General features: G+C 64.6%; 20 protein-coding genes and 1 tRNA gene. 14 read left to right on the top strand and 7 right to left on the bottom strand.

Going from position 1 to position 26,007, the window contains the following annotated elements:
• The first annotated feature begins 26 nt into the window (after positions 1 to 26).
• Together ACNJX9_RS22150 and ACNJX9_RS22145 are read left to right on the top strand one after the other, a co-directional pair.
• Positions 27 to 761, top strand: coding sequence for a glycosyltransferase family 2 protein (locus tag ACNJX9_RS22150; RefSeq protein ID WP_439404169.1), 735 nt, complete (start codon positions 27 to 29; stop codon positions 759 to 761).
• Positions 758 to 1,096, top strand: coding sequence for a lipid-A-disaccharide synthase N-terminal domain-containing protein (locus ACNJX9_RS22145; protein ID WP_027557997.1), 339 nt, complete (start codon positions 758 to 760; stop codon positions 1,094 to 1,096). The genes ACNJX9_RS22150 and ACNJX9_RS22145 overlap by 4 nt, the downstream gene beginning before the upstream one ends.
• 21 nt (positions 1,097 to 1,117) lie before the next feature.
• On the opposite strand, the gene ACNJX9_RS22140 is transcribed toward ACNJX9_RS22145, so the two are convergent.
• Both ACNJX9_RS22140 and metC read right to left on the bottom strand, forming a co-directional pair.
• A complete protein-coding gene (locus ACNJX9_RS22140; RefSeq protein WP_439404168.1) occupies positions 1,118 to 2,806 on the bottom strand; it encodes a Na/Pi cotransporter family protein in 1,689 nt (562 codons plus the stop codon).
• Between the two features lie 156 nt (positions 2,807 to 2,962).
• Complete coding sequence (gene metC, locus ACNJX9_RS22135) at positions 2,963 to 4,147, bottom strand: cystathionine beta-lyase (protein WP_057754883.1); 1,185 nt, start codon at positions 4,145 to 4,147, stop codon at positions 2,963 to 2,965.
• A gap of 371 nt (positions 4,148 to 4,518) precedes the next feature.
• On the opposite strand from metC, the gene ACNJX9_RS22130 reads away from it, so the two are divergent.
• The 5 genes from ACNJX9_RS22130 (at position 4,519) to ACNJX9_RS22110 (ending at position 10,065) form a co-directional block, all read left to right on the top strand.
• Entirely contained in the window at positions 4,519 to 5,535 is a 1,017-nt protein-coding gene (locus ACNJX9_RS22130) for an amino acid ABC transporter substrate-binding protein (protein ID WP_057756632.1), read from the top strand.
• A 23-nt stretch (positions 5,536 to 5,558) separates the two neighbouring features.
• A complete protein-coding gene (locus tag ACNJX9_RS22125; RefSeq protein ID WP_439404166.1) occupies positions 5,559 to 6,764 on the top strand; it encodes an amino acid ABC transporter permease in 1,206 nt (401 codons plus the stop codon).
• Positions 6,761 to 8,281: an amino acid ABC transporter permease gene (locus ACNJX9_RS22120; protein ID WP_439404164.1), complete on the top strand. Its 1,521-nt coding sequence runs from the start codon at positions 6,761 to 6,763 to the stop codon at positions 8,279 to 8,281. Before ACNJX9_RS22125 ends, ACNJX9_RS22120 begins: the two co-directional genes overlap by 4 nt.
• 11 nt (positions 8,282 to 8,292) lie before the next feature.
• The gene (locus ACNJX9_RS22115) at positions 8,293 to 9,030 is read left to right on the top strand and encodes an amino acid ABC transporter ATP-binding protein (protein WP_057756634.1); all 738 of its coding nucleotides are present in this window, start codon (positions 8,293 to 8,295) and stop codon (positions 9,028 to 9,030) included.
• A gap of 92 nt (positions 9,031 to 9,122) precedes the next feature.
• Positions 9,123 to 10,065, top strand: a protein-coding gene (locus tag ACNJX9_RS22110; protein ID WP_439404163.1) for an IS630 family transposase whose coding sequence is annotated in 2 segments (ribosomal slippage) — positions 9,123 to 9,458 and positions 9,460 to 10,065 — 942 coding nt in all. Because the reading frame shifts where the segments join, the coding sequence is not laid out codon by codon here.
• A gap of 39 nt (positions 10,066 to 10,104) precedes the next feature.
• Here ACNJX9_RS22110 and ACNJX9_RS22105 read toward each other — a convergent pair.
• The 4 genes from ACNJX9_RS22105 to ACNJX9_RS22090 form a co-directional block, all read right to left on the bottom strand.
• Entirely contained in the window at positions 10,105 to 11,139 is a 1,035-nt protein-coding gene (locus ACNJX9_RS22105) for a cysteine synthase A (RefSeq protein ID WP_439404162.1), read from the bottom strand.
• 97 nt (positions 11,140 to 11,236) lie between these two features.
• Positions 11,237 to 12,466: a class I SAM-dependent methyltransferase gene (locus ACNJX9_RS22100; protein WP_439404161.1), complete on the bottom strand. Its 1,230-nt coding sequence runs from the start codon at positions 12,464 to 12,466 to the stop codon at positions 11,237 to 11,239.
• A 99-nt stretch (positions 12,467 to 12,565) separates the two neighbouring features.
• On the bottom strand, positions 12,566 to 13,396 hold the full coding sequence (locus tag ACNJX9_RS22095) for a DUF1365 domain-containing protein (protein ID WP_439404159.1): 831 nt from the start codon (positions 13,394 to 13,396) through the stop codon (positions 12,566 to 12,568).
• Positions 13,397 to 13,400: 4 nt separating this feature from the next.
• Positions 13,401 to 14,714, bottom strand: coding sequence for an NAD(P)/FAD-dependent oxidoreductase (locus ACNJX9_RS22090; RefSeq protein ID WP_439404158.1), 1,314 nt, complete (start codon positions 14,712 to 14,714; stop codon positions 13,401 to 13,403).
• Positions 14,715 to 15,208: 494 nt separating this feature from the next.
• Here ACNJX9_RS22090 and ACNJX9_RS22085 point away from each other — a divergent pair, with 494 nt between their 5' ends.
• The 7 genes from ACNJX9_RS22085 to ACNJX9_RS22055 all read left to right on the top strand — a co-directional run bounded on the left by ACNJX9_RS22085 (position 15,209) and on the right by ACNJX9_RS22055 (position 25,627).
• Complete coding sequence (locus ACNJX9_RS22085; RefSeq protein WP_228749738.1) at positions 15,209 to 16,621, top strand: efflux transporter outer membrane subunit; 1,413 nt, start codon at positions 15,209 to 15,211, stop codon at positions 16,619 to 16,621.
• Entirely contained in the window at positions 16,611 to 18,038 is a 1,428-nt protein-coding gene (locus tag ACNJX9_RS22080; protein WP_439404157.1) for an efflux RND transporter periplasmic adaptor subunit, read from the top strand. The genes ACNJX9_RS22085 and ACNJX9_RS22080 overlap by 11 nt, the downstream gene beginning before the upstream one ends.
• 37 nt (positions 18,039 to 18,075) lie before the next feature.
• Positions 18,076 to 21,222 (top strand): efflux RND transporter permease subunit, encoded by a 3,147-nt coding sequence (locus ACNJX9_RS22075; protein WP_439404156.1) that lies wholly within the window; start codon positions 18,076 to 18,078, stop codon positions 21,220 to 21,222.
• The gene (locus tag ACNJX9_RS22070) at positions 21,222 to 24,329 is read left to right on the top strand and encodes an efflux RND transporter permease subunit (RefSeq protein WP_439404154.1); all 3,108 of its coding nucleotides are present in this window, start codon (positions 21,222 to 21,224) and stop codon (positions 24,327 to 24,329) included. Before ACNJX9_RS22075 ends, ACNJX9_RS22070 begins: the two co-directional genes overlap by 1 nt.
• Before the next feature lie 37 nt (positions 24,330 to 24,366).
• The gene (locus ACNJX9_RS22065; protein ID WP_439404152.1) at positions 24,367 to 25,107 is read left to right on the top strand and encodes a tRNA-uridine aminocarboxypropyltransferase; all 741 of its coding nucleotides are present in this window, start codon (positions 24,367 to 24,369) and stop codon (positions 25,105 to 25,107) included.
• Between the two features lie 108 nt (positions 25,108 to 25,215).
• A tRNA-Cys gene (locus tag ACNJX9_RS22060) sits at positions 25,216 to 25,289 on the top strand.
• A gap of 191 nt (positions 25,290 to 25,480) precedes the next feature.
• Entirely contained in the window at positions 25,481 to 25,627 is a 147-nt protein-coding gene (locus ACNJX9_RS22055) for a hypothetical protein (protein ID WP_167354006.1), read from the top strand.
• Between the two features lie 52 nt (positions 25,628 to 25,679).
• Here the strand turns inward: ACNJX9_RS22055 and ACNJX9_RS22050 are convergent, their stop codons facing one another.
• On the bottom strand, positions 25,680 to 25,886 hold the full coding sequence (locus ACNJX9_RS22050) for a hypothetical protein (RefSeq protein ID WP_439404150.1): 207 nt from the start codon (positions 25,884 to 25,886) through the stop codon (positions 25,680 to 25,682).
• Positions 25,887 to 26,007 lie beyond the last annotated feature (121 nt).

The following is a 26,007-nucleotide window of genomic DNA, read 5'->3' as shown; positions in this document are numbered from 1 at the left end:
GGCCAATCCAACCACGAGCTTTCGATTTGTCGTCCTCCCAGCCTTCGGTTTCCATCGTCGTCCCCGTGCGCAACGAAGCCGATAACATTGGGCCCCTGATCGAGGAGATCACGGCCGCGCTCGATGGCCGCTGGGCCTATGAGATCATCTATGTCAACGACGGCTCGACCGATGCGACCGGCGAGCGGCTCGCGGCGATCATGAAGCAGCGCGGCAATCTGCGGCAGCTTCGTCACGCAAAATCCACCGGCCAGTCGGCCGCGGTTCGCAGCGGTGTCCGCGCGGCACGCGGCACGATCGTGGCGACGCTCGATGGCGACGGCCAGAACAATCCTGCTTTCCTGCCGGACCTGATCGCGGCGGTTGAGAAGGGCGTCAACGTCGGTCTTGCCGCCGGACAGCGCGTCGGGCGCAAGGACACGGGCTTCAAGAAGTTCCAGTCGCGGGTGGCCAACAAGGTTCGCAGCGCCATCCTGAAGGACGGCACGCGCGACACCGGCTGCGGACTGAAGGCTTTCCGCCGCGAGGTCTTCCTGATGATGCCCTATTTCGACGGGCTGCATCGCTTCCTGCCGGCGCTGATGCGCCGCGAAGGCTTCGATATCGCCTATGTCGACGTGATCGACCGGCCCCGCCATTCCGGCGTGTCCAATTACGGCTTCTTCGACCGGCTGTGGATCGGGATCATGGATCTCGCCGGCGTGTGGTGGTTGATCCGCCGCAAGAAGCCGACGCCGGAAGTAACTGAGGTGACCGCATGATCATCCAATACGGCCAGGCGTTGAGCAATTATCTCTACGACGTCTTCGTCGCCAAGTTCGATTTCTGGCTGGCGTTCGGCCTGGTTGCGCAGCTGTTCTTCACCGCGCGTTTCCTGGTGCAGTGGATCGCGAGCGAGCGCGCCGGCAACAGCGTGGTGCCGATGGCGTTCTGGTTCTGCTCGATGGGCGGCGGCCTGATGACGCTGGTCTACGGCGTCGTCAAACGTGAGCCCGTCATCATCCTCGGACAGGCGCTGGCGACGATCATCTACGTCCGCAACATCATGCTGATCATCAAGAACCGCGGCCGCGCGTCGAAGACGCTGGATCGCTGATTCAGGGCTCGCGTCGACGCCCTAGCGCGGCAGCGCCGTCGCGCCTGAGGCGGGCAGGGCCGATGTCTCCGCCTCGGAGCGGCGATAGGGCTCGCCCGCCGCATCCAGCACAGGATAGGCGACCGAGCAGATATGCGAGTGGATGCGCCGGAGATCGCGCAACACGTCCAGGTGCAGCGATGTGGTCTCGATCGTCTCGGGCCGGCCCTCGCGCAGGCGGTCGAGATGGCGCTCGACAGCGGCGAGCTCGGTGTTCTTCAGCGCGGTCTTTTCCACCAGCAGCTTGCGGGCCTCGTTGGCATCGCCCGACATGAACACGCCGAAGGCGATCCGCAGCGAATCCATCGTGCGCTTGTGGAAGGCGGCGAGCTCGTCCGCGCCCTCCGGCGAGAACTGGAAGCGCCGCTTGATCTTCTTGGTGGCGAGCTCGCTCAGGTTCTTGTCGATGATATCGCCGATATGTTCGAGGTTGATGGCGAAGGAGATGATCTCCATCGCACGCCGTCCTTCGCTCTCGTCGAGGCTGCCGCGGGTCAGCTTGGTGACGTAGAGCTTGACGGCCTCGTCGAGGCCGTCGACGATGTTGTCCATCTTGGAGACCTGGTCGACCAGCGAACGGTCGCCCGTCATCATCGCGGCCATCACCTTGCGCAACATGGTCTCGACCAGATCGCCCATGCGCAGGGTTTCGCGTGCGGCGTCTGCAAGCGCCAGTGACGGTGTCTCCAGCGCGGTCTCATCGAGATAGCGCGGTCGGGCGGGATCGGTTTCCTGCACGCGATCGGGCAGCAGCCGGGTGAGCAGACGCGACAGGGTATCGAGCAGGCCGACGAAGAGGATGGCCGTGCCGACATTGAACGCGACATGGAAGGCGGCCGTCATCCGGGCAAGGTCCGGCTGCCAGGCGTGGATGTGATCCGCGATCGTGCCCAGGAAGGGCAGGACCAGTGCGATACCGACCACGCGGTTGACGAGATTGCCGACCGGCAGGCGGTAGCTCGCGGGGGCGTCGCGCTTGGTGCCTTCGAACACGGGATTGATGGCGCTGCCAAGATTGGCGCCAAGCACCAAAGCGAGAGCCGCATACGGCGTGATGAACTGCGAATAGGCCAGCGACATGATCAGCAGCACGCTGGCGACGCTCGAATGCACCAGCCAGGTGAGGAGGGCGGCAATCACGATGCAAAGGACGGGATCACCCGTGATCGCCGTCATCACGACCCGCATGCCGGGCGCATTCTCCGCCGGCGCCAGCGTGTCGAGCAGGATGTGCAGCGACAGCAGCATCAAGCCGAGGCCGATGCAGACGCGGCCGATGTCCTTGATCCGCGAGCGCGGGCCCGCGCGGAAGGCGACGAGGCCGAGCACGAATAGCACGGGCGCAACGGCGGCGATGTTGAACGACAGCACCTGCACGATCAGGGTTGTGCCGACATTGGCCCCGAGCATGATGGCAAGCGCAGCGACGAGGCTCAGCAGACCCTCGGCGGCGAAAGAGCTGGTGAGCAGGGCCGTTGCCGTGCTGCTTTGGAGCAGCGCGGTGAGGCCAAGGCCGGCGGCGAAGGCGCTGAAGCGGTTGCCGAGGGCCTTGCCGAGCAGATGCCTTAGGTCAGGACCGAACGCACGCAAGATCCCGCTGTGGACCATATGCAGGCCCCACAGCAACAGCGCCACGCCACCCATCAGATCGAGCAGAACCAACGTACCCATTCTCCGTATCCGGACCTGGAGTCGAAGGGGTCAGGCTAACGGCAAACGTCGGCGGATCAACCCCTTGTTGGCTCGTCGGCGTCAACGTCCGGTGCTCCTGCACGTTCTCGCGGCGCGCATTGGCGCGTCCGCAGGCGGAATGGCGCGTGAGCAGGCTCACATCGCCGCTTTGAGGGCAGCGAAGCCGCGGTCGAGATCGGCCTTGAGGTCGTCGACGCTCTCGAGCCCGATGTGGAGTCGCAGCGTCGGGCCGCCCGGCGCCCATTTGGTCGCGGTGCGGTAGGCATCGCAATCGAAGGGAATCGCCAGGCTTTCGAAACCGCCCCAGGAAAAACCCATGCCGAACAGCTTGAGCGTGTTCAGCATGGTGTCGACGGCCTTTTGCGGCGCGGGCTTCAGCACGATGCTGAACAGGCCGGAGGCGCCGGTGAAGTCGCGCTTCCAGATCGCATGGCCCGGATCGGTCTCGAGCCCCGGATGCAGCACGCGCGCGACCTCGGGCCGGCCAGCGAGCCAGCGCGCCATCTCCAGCCCTGAACGGTGATGCTGCGCGAGCCGCACCGACAGCGTGCGCAGGCCGCGCAGTGCGAGGAAGACATCATCGGGGCCGGCGCAGACGCCGAGCAGGCGGATGCCTTCGGCTATCTGCGGCCAGGCCCTGGCATTGGCCGAGATCGTGCCGAACATGATGTCGGAATGGCCGCCGATATATTTGGTGGCCGCCTGCATGGAGATGTCGACGCCCTGTTCGAGGGAGCGGTGATAGAGCGGCGTCGCCCAAGTGTTGTCGTCGATGACGAGCGCGTCACGCCCATGCGCGACGTCGGCGATGGCGCGGATGTCAGGCATCTCGAAGGATTGCGAGCCTGGCGCCTCGACCAGCACGGCGCGGGTATTGGGCTTGAACAGCTTCTCGACGCCGGCGCCGATCAGCGGATCAAAATAGGTTGTCTGGACGCCGTAACGGGCGAGCATGCCGTTGCAGAAATTGCGTGAGGGCCGATAGATGTTGTCAACAACGAGGATGTGATCGCCGGTCTTCAGCACCGAGAGCAGGGTGGTGGAGATCGCCGACAGGCCCGACGGCACGATGCCGACGCCGGCGCATTGCGGTCCCTCCAGAGCCATCAGCGTGTCCTGGAACGCCCTGGTGGTCGGGGTGCCGTGGCGGCCATAGGTGAACTCGCCGCGATGGGCATGCAGGTCCTCGGCGGTCGGATAGAGCACGGTCGAGCCGTGGAATACGGGCGGATTGACGAACCCCTTCTGCGCCTTGGTGTCGCGGCCGGAGGTGACCAGGCGGGTTTCGGCGTGCTGCTCTGCGGGGTGCGAGGAATCCATGCGTCTGCTTTCAAAAAAGCGTTTCCGCCGGGCGCGGACCGCACGGCCGGGGCGGCCTCGGGGCCGCGATCGTTAATAACAGAACACAGAAGAGTCCCGTCAACCCCTTGACCCGGCTCGCCAGTCGTTCTGTGATGCGCAGGTGCTATTCAGTCGCCGCATGTTGAGGGGCCTGCCGCGACCTTCGATCCATCGTCTGACCGGACCTCGCGCCACAGCCACAGCGGCGGGCCGCCGGCGGCGAGGATTAAGGTATGGCTCCCTGGGATGGGCGGGTGTTCGGCAAGGTTTTCCAGCATGACTCTTGCAAGGCGCGTCCTTGCAGGGATTCCGTTCCCGACCTTGAGATGACTTTGAAAGGCTTTAAGCCCATGAAACGTGTAACCCTGGCTCTCTCTCTTGCTCTCGCCGCCGGCCTCTCAGCCCAAGCTGCCGACGCGCAAACGCTCAAGACCATCAAGGACCGGGGCACATTGTCCTGCGGCGTCAGCCAGGGCCTGCCCGGTTTCTCCTCGCCCGACGACAAGGGCAACTGGACCGGCATTGACGTCGACGTTTGCCGCGCGATCGCCGCCGCGGTCTTCAATGATCCGACCAAGGTCAAGTTCGTGTCGCTGTCTGCCAAGGACCGCTTCACGGCGCTCCAATCCGGCGAGATCGACGTGCTGTCGCGCAACACCACCTGGACGATATCGCGCGACACCTCGCTCGGCGCCAATTTCACCGGCGTGACTTATTATGACGGGCAGGGCTTCATGGTGAAGAAGTCGCTCAAGGTGAATTCAGCGCTGGAGCTCAACAGCGCCTCCGTCTGCGTCCAGACCGGCACCACCACCGAGCTGAACCTCGCCGATTACTTCAAAGCCAACAACATGAAGTACGAGGTGATCGCGTTCGGCACGATCGACGAAGCGGTCAAGGCCTACGAGTCGGGGCGCTGCGACGTCTTCACCGACGATTCATCCGGACTCTATGCCACCCGCCTGAAGCTGACGAGTCCTGCCGATCACGTTGTGCTGCCGGAGATCATTTCCAAGGAGCCGCTGGGTCCGATGGTGCGTCACGGTGATGATCAGTGGTTCGACATCGTGAAATGGACGCTGTTTGCGATGGTCACGGCCGAGGAGCTCGGCATCACCCAGAAGAACGTCGACGAGATGGTGAAATCCGACAAGCCTGAGCTGAAGCGGGTGCTCGGTACCGACGGCAATCTCGGCGAACAGCTTGGCCTTACCAAGGATTGGGTGATCCGGATCGTCAAGGCGGTCGGCAATTACGGCGAGTCGTTCGATCGCAATGTCGGCGCCGGCTCGCCGCTAAAGATCGCGCGCGGCGTCAACGCCCTCTGGACCAAGGGCGGCCTGCAATACGCGCCGCCGATCCGCTGATCGGCAAAGCGAAGGCTGCGCCGATGGGCGTCGAGGCCCGGAAACCGCCACCGCAGATCGCGCTGAAGCTCCGGCGCGCGCTTGGTGGCAAGGCAGGCTGGAACGGCGTCGCCGTCCAGCTTGTCTTTGGCGCGATCCTGGCATGGATGGCCTATGAGATCATATCCAATGCCCGCACCAACCTGGAAACCCAGCACATTGCCGCGGGCTTCGGGTTCCTGCAAAACAGCGCCAGCTTCGACGTCAATCAGACCCTGATTTCCTATTCGGCGTCAGATACCTATTTCCGCGTGTTCCTGGTCGGCGTGCTGAACACGCTGCTGGTCTCGGTGATCGGCATCTTCTTTGCCACCGTGATCGGTTTCGTCGTGGCGCTCTGCCGTCTGTCACCGAACTGGCTGCTGTCGCGCGTCGGCGGCCTCTATGTCGAGGCGATCCGAAACCTGCCGCTGCTGTTCCAGATCCTGTTCTGGTATCTCGCCGTGCTCGCGGCGCTGCCGTCGCCGCGGCAAAGCGTGTCGGTCCTCGGCGCCTTCTTTCTGAACAATCGTGGCGTGATCGTGCCTTCGGCGCTGGGGCAGCCTGGCCTCGTTCCGTTCCTTGCCGCGCTGGCGCTCGGCCTTGTCGCGTCGCTGGCGTTGCGCAGCTACGCGAAGAGGGCGCTGTTTGGTCAGGGCCGCGTGATCCGGATCTGGCCATACGTACTGATTTTGCTTGTTGGATTACCGCTCGCGACGATCCTTGCCTTCGGTCCGCCCGTCACGTTCGAACTGCCGCAACTCAGGGGATTCAATTTCGCCGGCGGCACGCGGATCATTCCGGAACTCGTGGCCCTGACGGTAGGACTGTCGACCTATACGGCCGCCTTCATCGCCGAGATCGTGCGCGCGGGCATCCTTTCGGTCCACAAGGGGCAGATGGAGGCGGGCTCCTCGCTGGGCCTTAGCCGAGGCGCGACCTTGCGGCTGATCGTGGTGCCGCAGGCCATGCGCGTGATCGTGCCGCCGCTCACCAACCAGTACCTCAACCTGACCAAGAACTCGTCACTTGCGGTCGCGATCGGTTATCCCGATCTCGTCTCGGTGTTCGCCGGCACGGCATTGAGCCAGACCGGACAGGCAATCGAGATCATCGCCATGACGATGGGCGTGTATCTGCTCACCTCGCTCGTCACCAGCGCCATCATGAGCGTCTATGGCTGGCGCATCAGCCGGAGCCTGGGTGCATGACCGATATCGTGGCGTCGTCCTATGTCCGACAGGACCTGGTTGCCGAGCGCCCGGCGCCGGTGAAGACCACCGGCTTTGTCGGCTTCGTCCGCACGCGCCTGTTGAACTCGCCGACCAATATCCTGCTGACGATCCTCGGCCTGTTGCTGATCTGGTACATCGTTGTTCCAAGCTTCAAGTTCCTGCTGGTCGATGCGGTCTGGAGCGGCAAGGACCGCACGGCCTGCCTTGCCGAGAATGTCGGTCATCCGGTCGGCGCCTGCTGGCCCTTTATCCAGGCCAAGTCCACGCAGCTTATCTACGGCTTCTATCCCGAGGCCGAACGCTGGCGGGTCACCCTGACCTTCGCGCTCGGCGCTGTGCTGCTTCTGCCGCTGCTGATTCCGCGGCTGCCGGCCAAGAGCGTGAATGCCGGACTGTTCTTCTTTGCCTTTCCCGCCGTTGCGTTCTTCCTGCTGCATGGCGGCGGCATCACCGGCTTCGGCGTGAGCTGGGTTGCAGGCCTGCTGCAATTGTTCGCCGACAGCATCAGCGGAGCCGGTGCGGTTGTGGTCGGCCTGAGCAAGACCTCGGCCGCCGGCCCGCTGCTCTGGGCGATCGGCAGCGTCATCGCGCTCATCGGCACGTTGCTGCATTGGGTGATCTTTCCACTGACCTGGCTACGCGACCAGATGCAGGCGGCAGGACAGGGGCCCTGGCTCGACTTCCTGATCACGGCCGTGGTCGTCTCGGTGATCCTGTTCGTGCTCGGTGGCGGCGCGCGGGCCGGATTGCGGCCGTTGATCACAAGCCTCGCCACCTTCGCCGGAATTGCCGCGGTGATCAAGCTGATGGGGCTCGATCACGGCGGCTTGCCGATCGTCGATACGCGGCTGTGGGGCGGGCTGCTGGTGACCCTGGTGATCGCCATTACCGGCATCGTGGCGTCCCTGCCGATCGGCGTCGCGCTCGCGCTCGGCCGGCGCTCGACCATTCCGCTGATCCGGATCTTCTCGATCACCTATATCGAGTTCTGGCGCGGGGTGCCGCTGATCACGGTGCTGTTCTTCGCGACCTACATGCTGCCCTTATTCCTGCCGGGCAACTTCACCGTCGACGGGCTGGTGCGCGCGCTGATCGGCGTTTCCCTGTTCACAGGCGCCTATCAGGCCGAGAACCTGCGCGGCGGTCTGGCAGCGGTGCCGCGCGGGCAGGGCGAGGCGGCCTCCGCGCTCGGCCTGTCCTGGTGGAAGACCACATCGCTGATCGTGCTGCCGCAGGCGCTGCGCCACGTCATTCCCGCCATCGTCAACAGCTTCATCTCGCTGTTCAAGGACACCTCGCTGGTGTCGATCGTCGCGCTGTTCGATCTGCTCGGCTCGCTGCGCGCCTCATTCGCCGATCCGGTCTGGACCACGCCATCGACCGCGTTCACCGGCTTTGCCTTCGTCGGCATCATCTACTTCATCTTCTGCTTTGGAATGTCGCGCTACTCGCTCTTCGTCGAGCACCGCCTCAACGCCCACCGCCGCAATTGATCGAGGCCACCATGTCCGACCCCATCGTCAAGATTTCCGGCCTGAACAAATGGTACGGCGAGTTTCACGTGCTCCGCGACATCGATCTCGACGTCACCAAGGGCGAGCGCATCGTCATCTGCGGCCCCTCGGGCTCGGGCAAGTCCACCTTGATCCGCTGCATCAACGCGCTCGAGGAGTTCCAGGAGGGCGAGATCGTCGTCGACGGCATCGAGCTCGGGCCGAACCTCAAGCATGTCGACGCGGTGCGCCGCGAGGTCGGCATGGTGTTCCAGAGCTTTAACCTGTTTCCGCATCTCACCGTGCTCGACAATTGCACGCTGGCGCCGATCTGGGTCCGCAACATTCCCAAGAAGGATGCCGAAGCCACCGCGATGAAGTTCCTGGAGCGGGTCAAGATCCCGCACCAGGCCAACAAGTTTCCCGGCCAGATGTCCGGCGGACAGCAGCAGCGCGTCGCCATCGCGCGCGCGCTGACCATGAACCCGAAGGTGATGCTGTTCGACGAGCCGACCTCGGCGCTCGATCCCGAAATGGTCAAGGAGGTGCTCGACACCATGGTCGACCTCGCCGAGGAAGGGATGACCATGCTGGTCGTCACCCACGAGATGGGCTTTGCCAAGGAAGTCGCCAACCGCGTGGTGTTCATGGACGCCGGCCAGATCATCGAGGCCAACACGCCGAACGAATTCTTCGCCGCGCCCCAACACGCCCGCACCAAGCTGTTCCTGAGCCAGATCCTGCGCTGAGCTAGAGCATGATGTTTTTGACTGGAATCGGGGTTCCCAGAGCGGGCGATTTCTGATTCAAGCTCCATGCTGGAGTGCGGAGGCCAGCATGGATGACGCGCCCCTATTCGGAAGACATCCGTGAACGTGCCTTGGCTCGCGCTGACGCGGGCGAGACGGTTCGTTCGATCGCGAAGGCGCTACAGATCAGCCCCTCGTGCGTGACGAAGTGGAAGAACCTAAGGCGTGATACCGGAGGCCTGGCGCCCGGCCAGATCGGCGGCCACAAGAAGCGGGTTCTGTCGGATGCCAACGCCGACTGGCTGCGCAAACGCATTCGCTCGGGGCCATTCACCTTGCGCAAGCTGACGCAGGAGCTGGCCGCACGGGGGATCAAGACAGACGTGCGGGCGGTGTGGACTTTTGTTCACGCCGAGGGGCTCAGCTTCAAAAAAAACGCTTCTACCAGCCGAGCAGGATCGCCCAGACGTCGCCCGTAAGCGGACCCGATGGAAAGCGCATCAAGGCAGGATTGACGTCACGCGGCTGGTTTTTATCGACGAGACGTGGATCAAGACCAATATGGCGCCGCTACGCGGCTGGGGGCCTTGTGGGCAGCGCCTCCAAGCCTCTGCACCTTTCGGCCATTGGAAGACCATGACCTTCATCGCGGCGCTGCGTCATGATCGGATCAGTGCGCCTTGGGTGATTGATGGTCCCATCAATGGTGAACTCTTCACGCTGTACGTCGAGAAGGTGTTGGCACCCACCCTCGCACCGGGCGAGATCGTCGTTCTCGACAATCTTGGCAGCCACAAGGGCAAAGCGGCTCGCCAAGCTATCCGCGCCAGAGGAGCCCACCTTATCTTCTTGCCGCCCTACAGCCCTGACCTCAACCCGATCGAGCAGGTCTTCGCCAAACTCAAACACCTCATGCGATCCGCAGAACCCCGTGACGTCGAGGCAACCTGGCGGAAGGTTGGTGAACTCCTCGATCTCTTCTCCGAGGCGGAGTGCACCAACTACTTCAAAAACTCAGGCTATGTTTCCGTGTAAATACATCATGCTCTAGGCAGCTGGAGCCGACCGCTCGAGCTAGACGAACGGCAGCTTGATGTTGCTGCGCTTCTCCAGCCATTCCGGCACGGGCAGGTTCTTGGCCCGCATGAAGTCGGCATTGAACAGCTTCGACTGATAGCGGCTGCCGGAATCGCAGAGAATGGTGACGATGGTCTTGCCTGTTCCGAGCTGCTTGGCGAGCCGCATCGCGCCGACAATGTTGATGCCGGTTGAGCCGCCGAGACACAAGCCTTCGTGCTGCAGCAGCTCGTAGATCACACTCACAGCTTCCGCATCCGGAATGAGAAAGGCGTCATCGACCCTGGCGCTCTCGACGATCGCGGTTTTGCGGCCGAGCCCGATGCCTTCCGTGATGGAGTCGCCGGGCGTCGCCTTGGCTTCGCCGGTCCTGAAATATTCGAACATGCCGGCGCCGTGCGGATCGGCGCAGGCAATCCGGATGTCCTTGTTCTTTTCTTTCAGAAAACGGCTGACGCCGGCGAGGGTGCCGCCGCTGCCGACCGAACAGACGAAGCCGTCGATCTTGCCGCCGGTCTGCGCCCAGATCTCGGGACCGGTCGAGTCGTAATGCGCCTTGGCATTGTCGAGGTTGTTCCACTGGTCGGCGAACAGCACGCCGTTCGGCTCGGTCTTGCGCAGCTCGTCGGCAAGACGGCGGCCGACATGCTGGTAATTGTTCGGATTGGAGTAGGGCAGCGCCGGCGATTCCAGCAGCTCGGCACCGCACAGCTTCAGAAAATCCTTCTTCTCCTGGCTCTGCGTCTCCGGGATCACGATCAGCGTACGATAGCCCCGCGCGCTCGCGACCACCGCGAGCCCAATGCCGGTGTTGCCGGCGGTTGCTTCCACCACGAGGCCGCCCGGCTTCAGCTCGCCGCGCTTCTCAGCCTCCAGGATCATCCATTTGCCGGCGCGGTCCTTGACCGACTGGCCGGGATTCATGAACTCGGCCTTACCGAGAATGGTGCAGCCGGTCAGTTCGGATGCGCGCTTGAGCTTGATCAGCGGGGTGTTGCCGATGGCTTCGACAACGTCGTTTTTGATGGTCATGTCAGGCAATTACCGGCTGGGGGCGAGAAAGTCGTCAGAGCCTAAAGTAGGGTCGCCAGCCATACAAGGACCCCTTGCAAGGCAAGGGCCTTAACTCTTATTGCTGCTTTGCGAAGATGACCTGCCGGACGTCGATATTGCCGGACAGGAATCCGGCCTCGCAATAGGCGAGATAATACTCCCACAGCCGCCGGAACCGGTCGTCGAAGCCGAGGGGAGCGAGAGCCGGCCATGCCGCACGGAAATTATTCCGCCAGGTGGCGAGCGTCTTGGCATAATCTTGTCCGAAGATGCGCTCACGGATGACGGGTATGCTGAACCTGTCCCCGAGCGATTTCAGCACGGCAGGCGAGGGCAGCATGCCGCCTGGAAAAACATAGTGCTGGATGAAATCGACCTCGCGTCGGTAGCCCTGGAAGAGCCGGTCCTGGATCGTGATGGCCTGGATGCCTGCCAATCCACCCGGCAGCAGGCGGTCGCGCAGCTGGGCGAAATAGCGCGGCCAGAATTGCTCGCCGACCGCCTCGATCATCTCGATGGAGGCAATCCGGTCGTAGCGATCGCGCTCGTCGCGATAATCCTGCAACCGGATCTCGACTTGTTCGGCAAGCCCTGCTTCGTGGATGCGCTTCTGCGCAAAATCGCGCTGCTCGGTCGAGATGGTCAGGCCGACGACGCGCGCGCCAAAGGTCTTGGCGGCGAATTCGGCAAAGCCACCCCAGCCGCAGCCGATCTCGAGCAGCTTCTGGCCGGGCTTCAGGTCGAGTGCCTCGGCGAGGCGGCGGTATTTGTTGGTTTGGGCTGCCGTGAGATCGGTGGTCGAGCCTTCGAACAGCGCCGACGAATAGGTCATGCTCGGATCGAGCCAGGCCGAGTAGAACGCATTGCCGATGTCGTAATGGGCGTGGATGTTGCGCCTCGCCTGGCGGCGCGTGTTGCGGTTGAACCAGTGCTGCACCATCTGCACGAACCGCATCAGCGGTTTGTCGCGCAGCATGGCCTGGATCAGGTCATGGTTGACGCAGAACAGGTAGAGAAACTGCGTGAGATCAGGCGTGTCCCAATCGCCGGCGAGATAGGCTTCGGCAATGCCGATGTCGCCGCCGTTGATCAGGCGCGATGCGAAGCCGTAATTGTGCAGCCGCATCGCGGCATTCGGACCCGGCTCGTGTCCGCCGAGCCGGATCACGCGGCCGTCGGGCAGAGTGACGTCGAGCGTGCCGCGTCGCAGCCGCGACCCGAAGGCCAGCGCAAGGCGAACGATGCGCGGCAGGTCGGCGAACACTGTCTCGACGTCATCAGGTGTTACCGAAATGGCATTCGACATCGGCAGATCCATGGTCCCGACGGATACTGTCCGACCGCGAGCCGAGCGCGCCCATCCCGCTCTGTTGCTTGACCCGAGCGCCCCACAAACGGTCAGCGATCAAATAATATAGGGGCGTGATTTGCCCCGCGCCAAGATGGTTTCGTCGCTGCGCTGCCCTGCGGCATCGGGGTGTGGCACCAGCCGCGCTCCTTTCAGCCAGAGCCGCAGCGCCTCCCAGTGGATCGCCGCCATCACCTTGAGGCTGACGAGCGGCAGGCCGAAGAACGATCGCAGCAGGGCAGGCGTGGTCAGAGCCCGGCGGCGACCGCTGAAGGTCGCCGCGAGCAGCGGGCCGTCTTGGTCGGTCTCCAGGATGCGCAGCTTGACCGTGTCGGACGGCGGCAGCACCCGGAAATGGTAGCGCATCGCCATCGGCACGAAGGGCGAGACGTAGAACAGCTTGTCCTGTTGCTGCCGCAGACCCGCGGCATTCAGCTCGCCGGCCCTGATGGGCAGGACGTAGGGATGAATCTGGCCAAAGGTGTTGCGCACCTCGTAGATCATCAGCACCAGCTCGCCGGCGGTGTTACGGCAAAAATAGACCGAGAGTGGATTGAAGCCGTAGCCGAGCAGGCGGGGATAGCACAACAACTCGACCCGGCCGCCCTCGAGGTCGATGCCTTCAGCGGCAGCGCAGCGCTCCGCATAGGCGCGCAGCGAGGAGCCGTCGCGCGGGCCGTGATCCTTCTCGTGGAAACTGTAGAGCGCGGCGCGATTGACGCCGAACAGCGCCGACTGCCTGTTAGCCTCATCCAGCCGGTCGAGATCGATCAGGAGGCTCATGACGCGGTAGCTGAAGCGATGGCCCGTCGGCTTCAGCCGCGCGTGCATGACGTCGCCGAAATAGAGCGCGGCGGCATCCGATGCCGGAAGGGCTGTCCTCGCCATCGCGCTACTCCGCCGCCTCCGCCAGCTCGACGGGGCCCGTGCGCCAGGGCGCAGTCACCCCCAGCGCTTCGGCGACCGAAAGGCCCGAGCGCAAGCCGTCCTCGTGAAAGCCGTAGCCGGTCCAGGCGCCGCAAAACCAGGTGTGCCGCGGGCCCTGGATCTCAGCCAAGCGCTTCTGGGCTGCAAAGGCCGCCGCATTGTACTGCGGATGCTCGCACAGATATTGACCGAAGGTGAGCTCGGGCGCGGGTTCGAAGGGCGGGTTGAGGCTGACGAACAACGGCTTGTCGGCGTCGATCCCTTGAAGCCGGTTCATCCAGTAGGTCACCGCGACGTCGTTCATCGCCGCTCCCTCGCGCCGCCAGCGCAGGAAATTCCAAGACGCCCAGGCGCGGCGCCGCTTCGGCATCAGCCTGACGTCGCGATGCAGATAGACCTTGTTCGGAGAATAGTTGATGGCGCCGAGGATGTCGCGCTCGCGCTTGTCTGCATCAGACAGCATCGCGAGCGCCTGGTCACTATGCGCTGCGATCACCACATGGTCGAAACTCTCGTGCCGGCCGTGGCTGTCACCGACCACGACGCCGTGCGACGTGCGCGCGATCGAGGTCACGGCGCAGCCGAACCGGATCCGGTCCCTGAACGCGGCCTGGAGCCGCCCGACATAGGTCTGGCTGCCGCCCCTCACCGTGCGCCAGACCGGCCGGTCGTAGTGCAGCAGGCGATGATTGTCGAAGAAAGCGACGAAGTTCTCGGCCGGAAAGTCTAGTATGTCGTGCGCAGGAGCCGACCAGATCGCAGCGCCCATGGGGGCGAGATAGTCGGTCAGAAGTCGCTTGGAGAACCGCCGCCGGCGGAAATAGGCGCCGAGCGTCAGTCCGCTGAGGCGGCCGCTCCGAAGGTCGTCGATACTTTGGCGGCCGAACGCCGGGATCTCCGTCAGCATCCGCAGGTAGGACGGGGAGAGCAGATTGCCCGGTTGGGCAAACAGGCCGGCGCCGGTCGCCCACCAATCATTGCCACCGCCGCGCCATTCGAAACGGCCACCATCGGCGGACACCGCAAAGCTCATGCAGCTTGCGACCGTCGCAACGCCGAGATGGGCGAACATTGCGGTCAGATCGGGATAGTTGAGCTCATTGTAGACGATGAAGCCGATATCGACGGTTACAGGCGCGCCCTGATAGTCGATGGTGACGGTGTGGCTGTGGCCGCCTGGACGCAGCTCGCGCTCATAGACCGTCACCGGGTAGCGCTGGGAAAGCGTCCAGGCCGCCGTGTTGCCGGCGATGCCCGTTCCGATGACCGCGATGCGCATGCGTCAATGTCCCTGCCTCGTGCTGGACAAGCTACGATGCGTTGCGGCGCGGGTTTCAATGGAGAGCAGGCCCTGGCTTTGGGTCTTCGGGGCCACTGTGGCTGCAATATCACATGAAATCTTTGTAAGCTTGATGTGTTTCCGGACCTTTCTGGAATCGAAAAAGCCGCTGCGAGACAGGCATATTTTTCATTCCGATGATCGGATCGCCGGCATGATCGGCTGTGCGTTTCGCGGGTGCGGGACTGTCCCGCAGTTCCGCGCCCGGCTAGTATGAATCTCCGGTTCCGCAGAAAGCATCACGCTGTGAACGAGTTACAGAATGGCCTCCGGCCGCCCGCCCGCCTGTCGGCTCGTCCGGCCGCGCGCGAGCGGCATGACCTGCCCGTCGGGGGGTGGATGTGACACAGCGGGTTCCGGCCCTCGTCAGGCGGCAAGTTCTTGGGCAAGTTCTTGGGCAAGTCCTCGGGCAAGTCCTCGGGGCTGCCCCCCGAATCCTGCGTGCGGTCGCCGTGCTATTCCTGGCCTCGAGCTCGGGCGCCTGCGTTTTGACCCAGGACCTTCCCGATCCCGCGCTCGATGTCCCCACGCAGTACAAATATGCCGGGAAGGCGGACGCACCGCCCTCGCTGGATTGGTGGCGCGGCTTCCGCTCGGCCGAGCTGACGCAGCTGATGGAAGAGGCGCAGACCGTCAACCTCGATATCGCTGCCGCGGTCGCGCGCATCGTCGAGGCCGATGCGCAGGCGCGCCAGGCGGGCGCGGCGCTGTTGCCGAGCCTGTCGGGAACGGGACAGGAGACTTATTCGCGCACCTCGGGCTCCTCGGCTTCGGGGCTCACCAATGGTGGCCGTGAGGTCGTCAACTACCAGGCGTCGCTGAGCGCGAGCTATCAGCTCGATTTCTGGGGCCAGAATCGCGATGCGCTGCAAACGGCGGAGGAGACCGCCAAGGCCAACCGCTTCGATCGCGACACCGTCGCGCTGACGACGCTCGCCGCCGTTGCCAATGCTTATTTCCAGGTGCTGGCCTCGCAGGACCGCCTGCGCACCGCCCAGCGCAACATCGCCAGTGCCCAGCGCATCCTCGATGCCATCCGCGAGCGCCGCAAGGCCGGGACGGGGACCGACCTCGACGTCGCCCAGCAGGAGAGCGTGCTCGCCAACCAGAAGGCGTTGGTGCCGCCCTTGCGCCAGACCCTCGACCAGAACAGCAACGCGCTGGCCGTGCTGGTGTCGCGCCCGCCGGAGAGCGTGCGCCTTGCCGGCGGTTCGCTGGACCGGATCGCCATTCCGCGTGTCACGCCCGGGCTGCCGTCCGAGCTGCTGACGCAACGGCCTGATATCCGCCGGCAGGAGGCGCAGCTCGCCTCCGCCACCGCGAATATCGGCAACGCCCGCGCGCAGTTCTTCCCGAGCATCCAGCTCACCGGCAATGGCGGCTATCAGAGCTCGGCGCTGTTTTCGCTGTTCCAGCCGCACGCGGCGTTCTTCCAGCTGGTCGGCAGCGCGACCCAGCCTATCTTCGACGGCGGCAAGATCCTCGGCAATTTCGAATATGCCAAGGCGCGGCAGGACGAACTGCTGCAGACCTACCGCAAAACCATCGTCCAGGCCTTCACCGACGTCGACAACGCACTATTTTCAATCAAGCAGACCACGATCAAGCTGCAATTGCAGCGCGACGTGGTCAACGCCTCGCGGCGCGCCTTCGATCTCGCCGAGCAGCAGCTGCGCGCCGGCACGGCCGATATCGTGACCGTGCTCAACACCCAGCTGACGCTGTTCCAGGCCGAAGACACCCTGTCACAGGCGCAGCTCGCACGGCTTCTTGCCATCGTCAGCCTGTATCAGGCGCTCGGCGGCGGCTGGGAGCCGCGAATGGAGAAACCGGTCAATGCTCTTTAAGCCGGATACAAAGGACGGCGCGAAAGCGGGGATGGCGAAGAAGTCGCGCGGCCGCGGCTTTGTCATGACCCTGATCACGCTCGCGATCCTCGGCGGTCTCGGCTATCTCGGCTGGATCGCGTGGCATCAGAAGCCGGCAAATGACCGCAGCGCTCGGCCCGATCTGCCGGTGCCTGTGCTGGCGGCGACGCCGCGCGTGCAGGACGTGCCGGTCTATCTCGACGGCGTCGGCGCCATCCGCGCGCTCAACACGGTCACCGTGCGCTCCCAGGTCGACGGCAAGCTGATCGCGGTGAAGTTCACCGAAGGCCAGGACGTCAAAAAGGGCGACGTGCTCGGCGAGATCGACCCCGCGCTCTACCAGGCGACCTATGACCAGGCCGTAGCCAAGAAGGCACAGGACGAGGCCCAGCTCGCCAACCAGCGCATCGACCTTGCGCGCTACGAGCAGTTAGCTGCCTCCAATGCCGGCTCCAAGCAGCAGGCCGACACCCAGCGCGCTGCGGTGGCGCAGACCGAGGCGTTGGTCAAGGCCGACCAGGCCGCAATCGACAATGCGGCGGCGACGCTGAGCTACACCAAGATCGTGGCGCCGCTGTCGGGCCGCGCCGGCCTGCGCCAGGTCGACCAGGGCAACATCATCCACGCCTCCGACGCCACCGGCCTCGTCGTCATCACCCAATTGCAGCCGATCGCGGTGTGGTTCAGCCTGCCGCAGCAGCAGATCATGCGCGTCAATGCCGCTGCCGCGAAGGGCGCGCTGTCGGTCGACGTGTTCGGCAATGACGGCGTCACCGTGATCGACACCGGCAAGCTCACCGGCATCGACAATCAGGTCGACCAGACCACCGGCACGCTGAGGCTCAAGGCGGAATTCCCCAACGCCAATTACCAGCTCTGGCCCGGGCAGTTCGTCAATGTCCGCCTCAAGGTCGAAACGCTGAACCAGGCGCTGGTGGTGCCGACCTCGGCGGTGCAGCGCGGGCCGATCGGCACGTTCAGCTACGTCATCGGCGAGGACAACGTTGTGACGGCCAAGCCCGTCACGGTGACGCAGCAGAACGAGCGTGATGCGGTGATTGCGAGCGGCCTGACGCCGAACGATCGGGTCGTAACCACCGGTTTTGCCAATCTGTCCGACGGCTCCAAGGTCAGCGTCGGCCGCGACGAGCAGACGCCGTCGGCTGACCTCGCTCCGCGCAAGCGCACGCGCGCGCCGCAAGCCGACGGCAAGGGCGGTCAGGCCAAGGAGGGCCAGAAGGACGGCCAGAAGGACGGTCAAGGCAAAGACGGCGAATTCCGCGCCAAGCGGAAGAGCAGCGAAGGCGACCAGAAGGGCCAGACGGGCCCAGCGCCGGGGCCGGGGGCTCAACCATCGGGGGCTCAATCATCCGGATCTGGAGCCAAGCAGCCATGATCCCGGCAACAGCCGCCTGACGCGGCAGGCGTATCCCATGGGTGTCTCCGAACCCTTCATCCGCCGGCCGATCGCAACTTCGCTGCTTGGCATTGCGCTGCTGATCGGCGGGCTGCTCGGCTATTTCGCGCTGCCTGTCTCGGCGCTGCCGCAGGTCGACTTCCCGACCGTGCAGGTGACGACGCAGCTGCCGGGCGCGAGCCCCGACGTGATCGCCTCGCTGATCACCGCGCCGCTGGAGCGGCAGCTCGGCCAGATCCCGTCGCTGACGGCGATGAACTCGACGAGCTCGTTCGGCGTCAGCCAGATCTCGCTGCAGTTCGACCTCAACCGCGACATCGACGGTGCGACCCAGGACGTGCAGGCTGCGATCAATGCCGCCGCCGGCGTCTTGCCCAAGACACTGCCTTATCCGCCGACCTACGCCAAGGTGAACCCGGCCGATGCGCCGGTCATGACGCTGGCGCTGCGCTCGGACACGATCTCGCTGCGGGCGATGAGCGACATCGCCGACACGCTGCTGGCCCAACGCCTCAGCCAGATCTCCGGCGTCGGCCGCGTCTCCGTGCTCGGCGGGCTGAAGCCGGCCGTGCGCATCCAGGCCGATCTGGCGCGGCTTGCCGCCTACGGCATTGCCATGGAGGATCTGCGCGCGGCCATCGCAAACGCCAATGTCTCCGGGCCAAAGGGCTCGCTCGACGGCGCCCAGCAGTCCTACATCATCGCGGCCAACGACCAGATCGCCGCCGCCGAGGCCTACCGTCCGATCATCATCGCCTATCGCAACGGCTCGCCGGTGACGATCGGCGACGTCGCACAGATCGTCGACGGCCTCGAGAACGACCGCACCGGCGGCTGGTACCAGGGCACGCCGGCCGTCATCATCGACATCCAGCGCCAGCCCGGCGCCAATGTCATTGACGTCGTCAGCCAGATCCGCGCCGAGATTCCGAAGGTGCAGCGTGCGATTCCGGCCGGCGTCAAACTGACCATCGTCTCAGACCGCACCGTCACCATTCGCGCCTCGGTCCACGACGTGCAGTTCACGCTCGTGCTCGCCGTCGTGCTGGTGACGCTGGTGGTGCTGCTGTTCCTGCGCTCGCTGCGCGCAACGCTGATCGCGGGCGTGGCGCTGCCGCTGTCGCTGATCACGAGCTTCGGCATCATGTATTTTGCCGGGTTCAGCCTCGACAATCTGTCGCTGATGGCGCTGACGATCGGCACCGGCTTCGTGGTCGACGACGCCATCGTGATGATCGAGAACATCGTCCGCCACATGGAGAATGGCGACAACGCGATGCAAGCCTCGCTGAGGGGCGCCAGCGAGATCGGCTTCACGGTGATTTCGCTGACGGTGTCGCTGATCGCGGTGTTCATCCCGCTTTTGTTCATGTCCGGTCTTGTGGGACGCATGTTCCGCGAATTCGCGCTGACGCTGACGATTGCGGTCGTGACCTCGGCGGTGGTCTCGCTGACTCTGACGCCGATGATGTGCTCGCGCCTGCTCAAGCACACCCATGAGGAGCTGGCGGTGCCGGGCCTCGCCGCCATCAGCCGCTTCATCGATCGCACCGTCGAATTCTATCACCGCACGCTGCTCGTGGTGTTGCGGCATCAGCGCACCACGCTGGTGGTGACCTTCGTGACGCTGGCCGCAACACTCGTCCTGTATGTCGTCGCGCCAAAGGGGTTCTTGCCGCTGCAGGACACCGCCTCGATCACCGCGGTGACAGAGGCCGGCCCGGATGTCTCCTTCGCCGAGATGCAGAAGCGGCAGGCCGATGCCGCCGACGCCATCAAGGCCGATCCCGACGTCACAGGCGTCGTCTCGGTGATTGGCGCGGGTTCGGTCAATCCGACCACCAATGTCGGGCGCCTCGTCATGACGCTGAAGCCGCGTGGCGAGCGACGCGACGATATCGGAGCGGTCATTGCCCGGTTGAAGGACAAGGTCTCCGGCATTCCCGGCATGACCGTCTATTTCCAGCCGGTGCAGGACGTGCAGATCTCGACCCAGTCGAGCCGCTCGCAATACCAGTACACGCTGACCGGCACCGACGCGGCGCTGGTATCGGAATGGGCGCGCAAGCTCGTCGACGAGATGCGGCGCGATCCCTTGTTCCGCGACGTCTCCTCGGAAGCCCAGGAGGGCGGCCTGCGCGCGCAGCTCGAGGTCGACCGCACCCGCGCCGGCCAGCTCGGCGTCAGCCTGCAGGCCATCACCGACACGCTCAACGATGCTTTTGCCCAAAGGCAGATCTCGACCATCTATGGTCAGGCCAACCAGTACCGCGTGGTGCTGGAGGCGCTGCCGATGTACCAGCGCGATCCCTCGATCCTGTCAAAGCTGTATCTGCCGGGCGGCGCCAGCGCGACCGCCGGCGCGCCCAACGCGCAAGTGCCGCTCGATGCGGTGGCGACGCTGAAGCGCACCACGGCGCCGCTGGCGATCTCGCACCAGGCGCAATTCCCGGCGATCTCGCTCAGTTTCAACCTCGCGCCGGGCGCCGCGCTCGGCGACGCCGTCGAGGCGGTGAAAGCGATCGAGACCCGGATCGAGATGCCCAGCAGCATCGTCGGCGTCTATGCCGGCGACGCGGCCGAATTCGCCAAGGCGCTGGCAGGCCAGCCCTGGCTGCTGCTCGCCGCCGTGATCACGATCTACATCGTGCTGGGCGTGCTCTACGAGAGCTACATTCACCCGATCACGATCCTCTCGACGCTGCCATCCGCCGGCGTCGGCGCCATCCTGGCGCTGATGCTGTTTGGGCAGGATCTCTCGGTGATCGGCCTGATCGGCATCATCCTCCTGATGGGCATCGTCAAGAAGAACGCGATCATGATGATCGACTTCGCGCTGGAGGCCGAGCGCGGGCAGGGCATGCCGGCCCATGAAGCCATCGTGCAGGCCTGCCTGTTGCGCTTCCGGCCGATCATGATGACGACGCTCGCGGCGCTGTTCGGCGCACTGCCGCTGGCGATCGAGAGCGGCACCGGTGCGGAGCTGCGCTTTCCGCTCGGCATCTCCATCATCGGCGGCCTGCTCTTGAGCCAGCTGCTGACGCTCTACACCACGCCCGTGATCTACCTCGCGCTCGACCGCATCAATCGCCGCCTCGAGCAGGCGCTGCCGCCGCCGGAGCCCGAGGCGCCCACGGCTGGTGCGACCGAGGGGATGCAGTGATGGCATCGATCTCGGAACCGTTCATCCGCCGTCCGGTCGCGACCACGTTGTTGTCGATCGGGCTGTTCCTGCTGGGAGCGGTGGCCTACGAGTTCCTTCCCGTCGCCTCCGTCCCCAACGTCGACTTCCCCGCCATCTTCGTCTCGGCGAGCCGTCCCGGCGCCGACCCGTCGGTGATGGCGGCCACCGTCGCCGCGCCGCTCGAACGGCGGCTCGGTGAAATCGCCGGCATCAACCAGATCACCTCGACGTCGTCGCTCGGCGTCGCGAACATTCAGCTCCAGTTCGACATCGGCCGCAACATCGACAAGGCGGCGCGCGATGTGCAGGCCGCGATCAACGCGGCCCTCGTCGACCTGCCCAGCGACCTGCCGGCGCTGCCGCGCTTCCGGAAAGCGAACACGGCCGGCGCGCCGGTCTTCGTGCTGGCGCTGACCTCCAAGACGCTATCGGCGAGCGCGATCTACGACGTCGCCGATACCGTGCTGGCGCAGCGCATCTCGCAGGTGCCTGGCGTCGGCGACGTGACCGTGTCAGGCGCCGACCAGCCGGCGGTGCGGATCCAGCTCAACCCGGTGGCGCTGTCGAATGCGGGGATCGCCACCGACGACGTGCGTACCGCTATCATCAACGCCAACCCGCTTGGCCCCGTCGGCATCTTCAACGGCGAGCGCCAGAGCGAGACGCTGTCGCTGAACCGGCAGATGCGCACGGCGCAGGAATTCCGCGACATCGTGGTCAAGAGCTCGAACGGCAATTTCGTCCGGCTCTCCGACGTGGCCGATATCGAGGACAGCGTCCGCAACGCGCGCTCGATCGCCTGGTTCAACAAGCAGCCGGCGGTGCTGATCCAGATTACCAAGCAGGGTGACGCCAACGTCATCGACACCGTCGACCGGGTCAAGGCGCTGATCCCCGAGCTGAGGCAATGGATTCCGGCCGGCGTTGACGTGTCTACGCTGGTGGATCGGACCACCACGATCCGCGCCAGCGTGATGGATATGCAGTGGACGCTGCTTGCGACCGCCGGCCTGGTGATGGTCGTGGTGTTCGTGTTCCTGCGTCGGATCACGCCGACGATCGCCGCCGGCATCTCGGTGCCGCTGGCGCTGGCCGGCACCTGTGCCGGCATGTGGGTCGCCGGCTTCTCGATCGACAATCTGTCGCTGATGGCGCTGGCGATCTCGGTCGGCTTCGTCGTCGACGACGCCATCGTCATGATCGAGAACATGTTCCGCAACCTCGAACATGGCATGCGGCCGATGCGGGCGGCGCTCGAGGGAGCCAAACAGATCGGCTTCACCGTGGTTTCGATCAGCCTGTCGCTGATCGCGGCGTTCACGCCGCTGCTTTTCATGAACGGGATTCAGGGACGCCTGCTGCGTGAATTCTCTTTGACGCTGACCTTCGCGATCGTGGTCTCGACCCTGGTGTCGCTGACGGTGACCCCGATGATCTGCGCCCATTACATCCGGCAGACGACGTCGGAGACCGCGACGCTGTTCGATCGTGTCATCGAAGGTTTGCTATCGCGTATCGTCGCCTTTTATGCCCGCAGCTTGCGCGCCGTGCTCGAATTCCCGCTGCTGACGCTGCTGGTCTTCTTTGCCACCATCGCTCTGACCGCAACGCTCTACATCAAGGTTCCAAAATCCGATTTCCCGGTCGACGATTCCGGCTTCGTGATCGGCGCGACGCGCGCCTCGGCCGACATCTCGTTCCAGTCGATGCTGAGCCTGCAGCAGAGGCTGGCCGACATCGTGATGCAGGATCCGGCCGTCGCCGGCATCGGCTCGACCGTCGGCAGTGGCGTCGGGGGTCCCGGTTCGGCGACCTCGAATCGTGGCACCATGTTCATCAGCCTGAAGCCGCCGGAAGAGCGCGACCACGTCTCGACCCAGATCGTGATCGACCGTCTCAGGAAGGCACTATATCCCGTGCCCGGCATTCGTCTGTTCATGTTCGCCGCCCAGGACGTGCGCGCCGGCGGGCGGCAGAGCGATTCCAACTTCCAATATACGCTCTCCAGCACCGACCTCGATCTGCTGCAGAAATGGGCGCCGATCGTGGCCAAGCGGATGGAGACGGTGGAGGGCATCACCGACATCTCCAGCGACCGCGATCCCGGCGGACTCCAGCTGACATTGAACATCGACCGCCAGAAGGCCGCAGCGCTGGGCGTCAGGGTGCAGGACATCGACAACGCCCTGAACAACGCCTTCTCGCAGCGCCAGATCTCGATCATCTACACCCAGCGCAACCAGTACATGACGGTGCTGGAGATCGATCCGAAATTCCAGGTCGACCCGTCCAATCTCGATCGCATCTATGTTGCCGGCGCGGGCGACAAGCAGGTGCCGTTGTCTGCCGTGGTCCGCGCGACGCGCGGGCTTGCCGCGCTCGCGGTCTATCATTCGCAATCGGTGCCATCGACCACGGTATCGTTCAACACCTTGCCTGGCGTCGTGCTCGAGGCCGCTACGCGGAACATCCAGCGTGCGGTCGATGAACTGCACATGCCCGAGGGCATCCGCGGCAGCTTCGACGGCAATGCCGGCGAATTCGCCAGGACCAGCAGTCGGCAGCCGCTCTTGATCCTCGGCGCGCTGGTGGCGATGTATATCGTGCTCGGGGTGCTCTATGAGAGCCTCGCCCATCCGCTCACGATCATCTCGACACTGCCCTCGGCCGGCCTCGGGGCGCTGCTGGCGCTGCAGATCACCAACACGCCGCTGACGGTGATCGCCTTCGTCGGCATCATCCTGTTGATCGGCATCGTCAAGAAGAACGGCATCATGATGGTCGACTTCGCGCTCGATGCCGAGCGCCAGCGCGGCCTGTCCTCGGCGGAGGCGATCTTCGAGGCCTGCCAGGCGCGTTTCCGTCCGATCCTGATGACGACCATGGCCGCGCTGTTTGCCGGCATTCCGCTGGTGGTCGCGACCGGGCCGGGCACGGAGCTGCGCCGTCCGCTCGGCATCACCATCATCGGCGGCCTGTTCGTCTCGCAGGTCCTGACCCTCTACACCACGCCGGTGATTTACCTGCTGATTGACCGCCTGCGTCGGCGGTCCGAGCCGCGCGCGCTGCCGGCGCCGGCGGAATAGGTTGTTGAACGGCTGTACCGAGCGTATAGCGGCGGTCATGTCGAACCCAGCCGAGACCACGACCGCAGCGCCCGAGCCTGTCCCCGAATGCCCGCACTGCCAGAAGCCGATGCCGCTCTGCATCTGCGACACTGTCACGCCGATCGAGAACAAGCTCTCGCTCCTGATCCTGCAGCATCCGCAGGAGCAGGACAGGGCGCTCGGCACGGCGCGGCTGCTTGCCAGGCACTTTGAAGACGCGACCGTGAAGGTCGGCCTGTCCTGGCCGAGCCTGTCCAAGGCGCTTGGCCGGCCGGTCGAGAACGCCTCGCGCTGGGCTGTGCTCTATCTCGGTTCGGCGCGCGCCGCCGACCTCGACGTCGAGGGCGAGATCGTCGCGCTCAACCGCAAGGGCGAGGTCGCGGAGAACCAGCGCGCCATTTTTGGCAAGCTCGAAGGCGTGGTGCTGCTCGACGGCACCTGGAGCCAGGCCAAGGCGCTGTGGTGGCGCAATCCCTGGATGCTGAAATGCCAGCGCGTAATCCTCAACCCGAAGCACCCATCGCGCTATGGCCGCCTGCGTCGCGAGCCGCGCAAGGACGGGCTGTCGACCATCGAGGCAGCGGCGACGCTGCTCGCGGGGCTCGAGCGGCGCCCCGACATCGCCGCGACGTTGAACGCCAGTTTTGAACGGCTGTTGACGCGTTATCGCGAAGTCCAGGCCGAGATGCCTGAACTGGCGCCAAAGCCGGAACCCAAAGGCCGCCGGCGCGACTTCCGCCGCGGCAAACGGTCCTGACCTGGGCTGATCCCAATTCTGCGGTTGATTGCCTCGCGGTGCGAAGGCGTAAGCGCCCGGCCGGGGTTGCTTAACCCCCTGATCCCCTATATTGGTCCGCCCTTACGGGGCCACGTGGCGGAGTGGTTACGCAACGGTCTGCAAAACCGTGTACACCAGTTCAATTCTGGTCGTGGCCTCCATCACCAAGCTTCTGATATTTCAGCCTAAATCGTGATTCCGTTCGGTCCGCCAAGGGCGCGGACAGCAACTGCACGAGCCGCGCCCACCGGAATTGCCCGGGGCTTGCTGGAAACCCTCGATTCAGGCCCGATGGCATAAACTTCGCATCTGCGAAGGCATGCAGTCGTATCAATCGAGCGCTGGAGCACACGTGGGCGAGATCGTCCGGTTTATCCCGAAATCCGAGCTTGAGCGGGCTCGCCTTATTGCCGAGGCGCGCGCGATCTATGACAGCATCTTCCCGCCTGATGTGCCCGACAGGGCGCCGCAGGATGACAAGGACAGCGTCAAGAATTGATCGCAGACCCGTGGCCTGCCGTCAGGTTTGGCCAGGAGGTTTCAGCAGGTTTTCAGGAGGCGGCGTACCAGCCATCCGGAAAGGGCAGCAGGGGCCATGCGCCCTCATTGTCATTCGCGGCCTCGAGCGGCTTCTTGAGCACTGCGTCGAAGCTCCACGGGCGGGGCACGATGTCCTCCAGCGGCGCAGGCGCGAAAGTGTCGTGAATCATGGCGTCCCGGACGGCATCCAGCATCAAATTGAATTCGGCTTCGCTCATCACACCCTCCGGAACGCGGATGGCGCACTGTCGCAAAGCCGGTTTGTTGGCCGATTGACCCGATCGTTCGGATTTTAACGATCGGGCGATCGAGGTCCGTTTGGTTACCGATTTCTGAAGA

The organism is Bradyrhizobium sp. BLXBL-03 (assembly GCF_051853015.1).
Classification (GTDB): Bacteria; Pseudomonadota; Alphaproteobacteria; order Rhizobiales; family Xanthobacteraceae; genus Bradyrhizobium; species Bradyrhizobium manausense.
The sequence above is the reverse complement of the archived record's forward strand: the minus strand, read 5'-3'. Positions and strand labels throughout refer to the sequence as shown.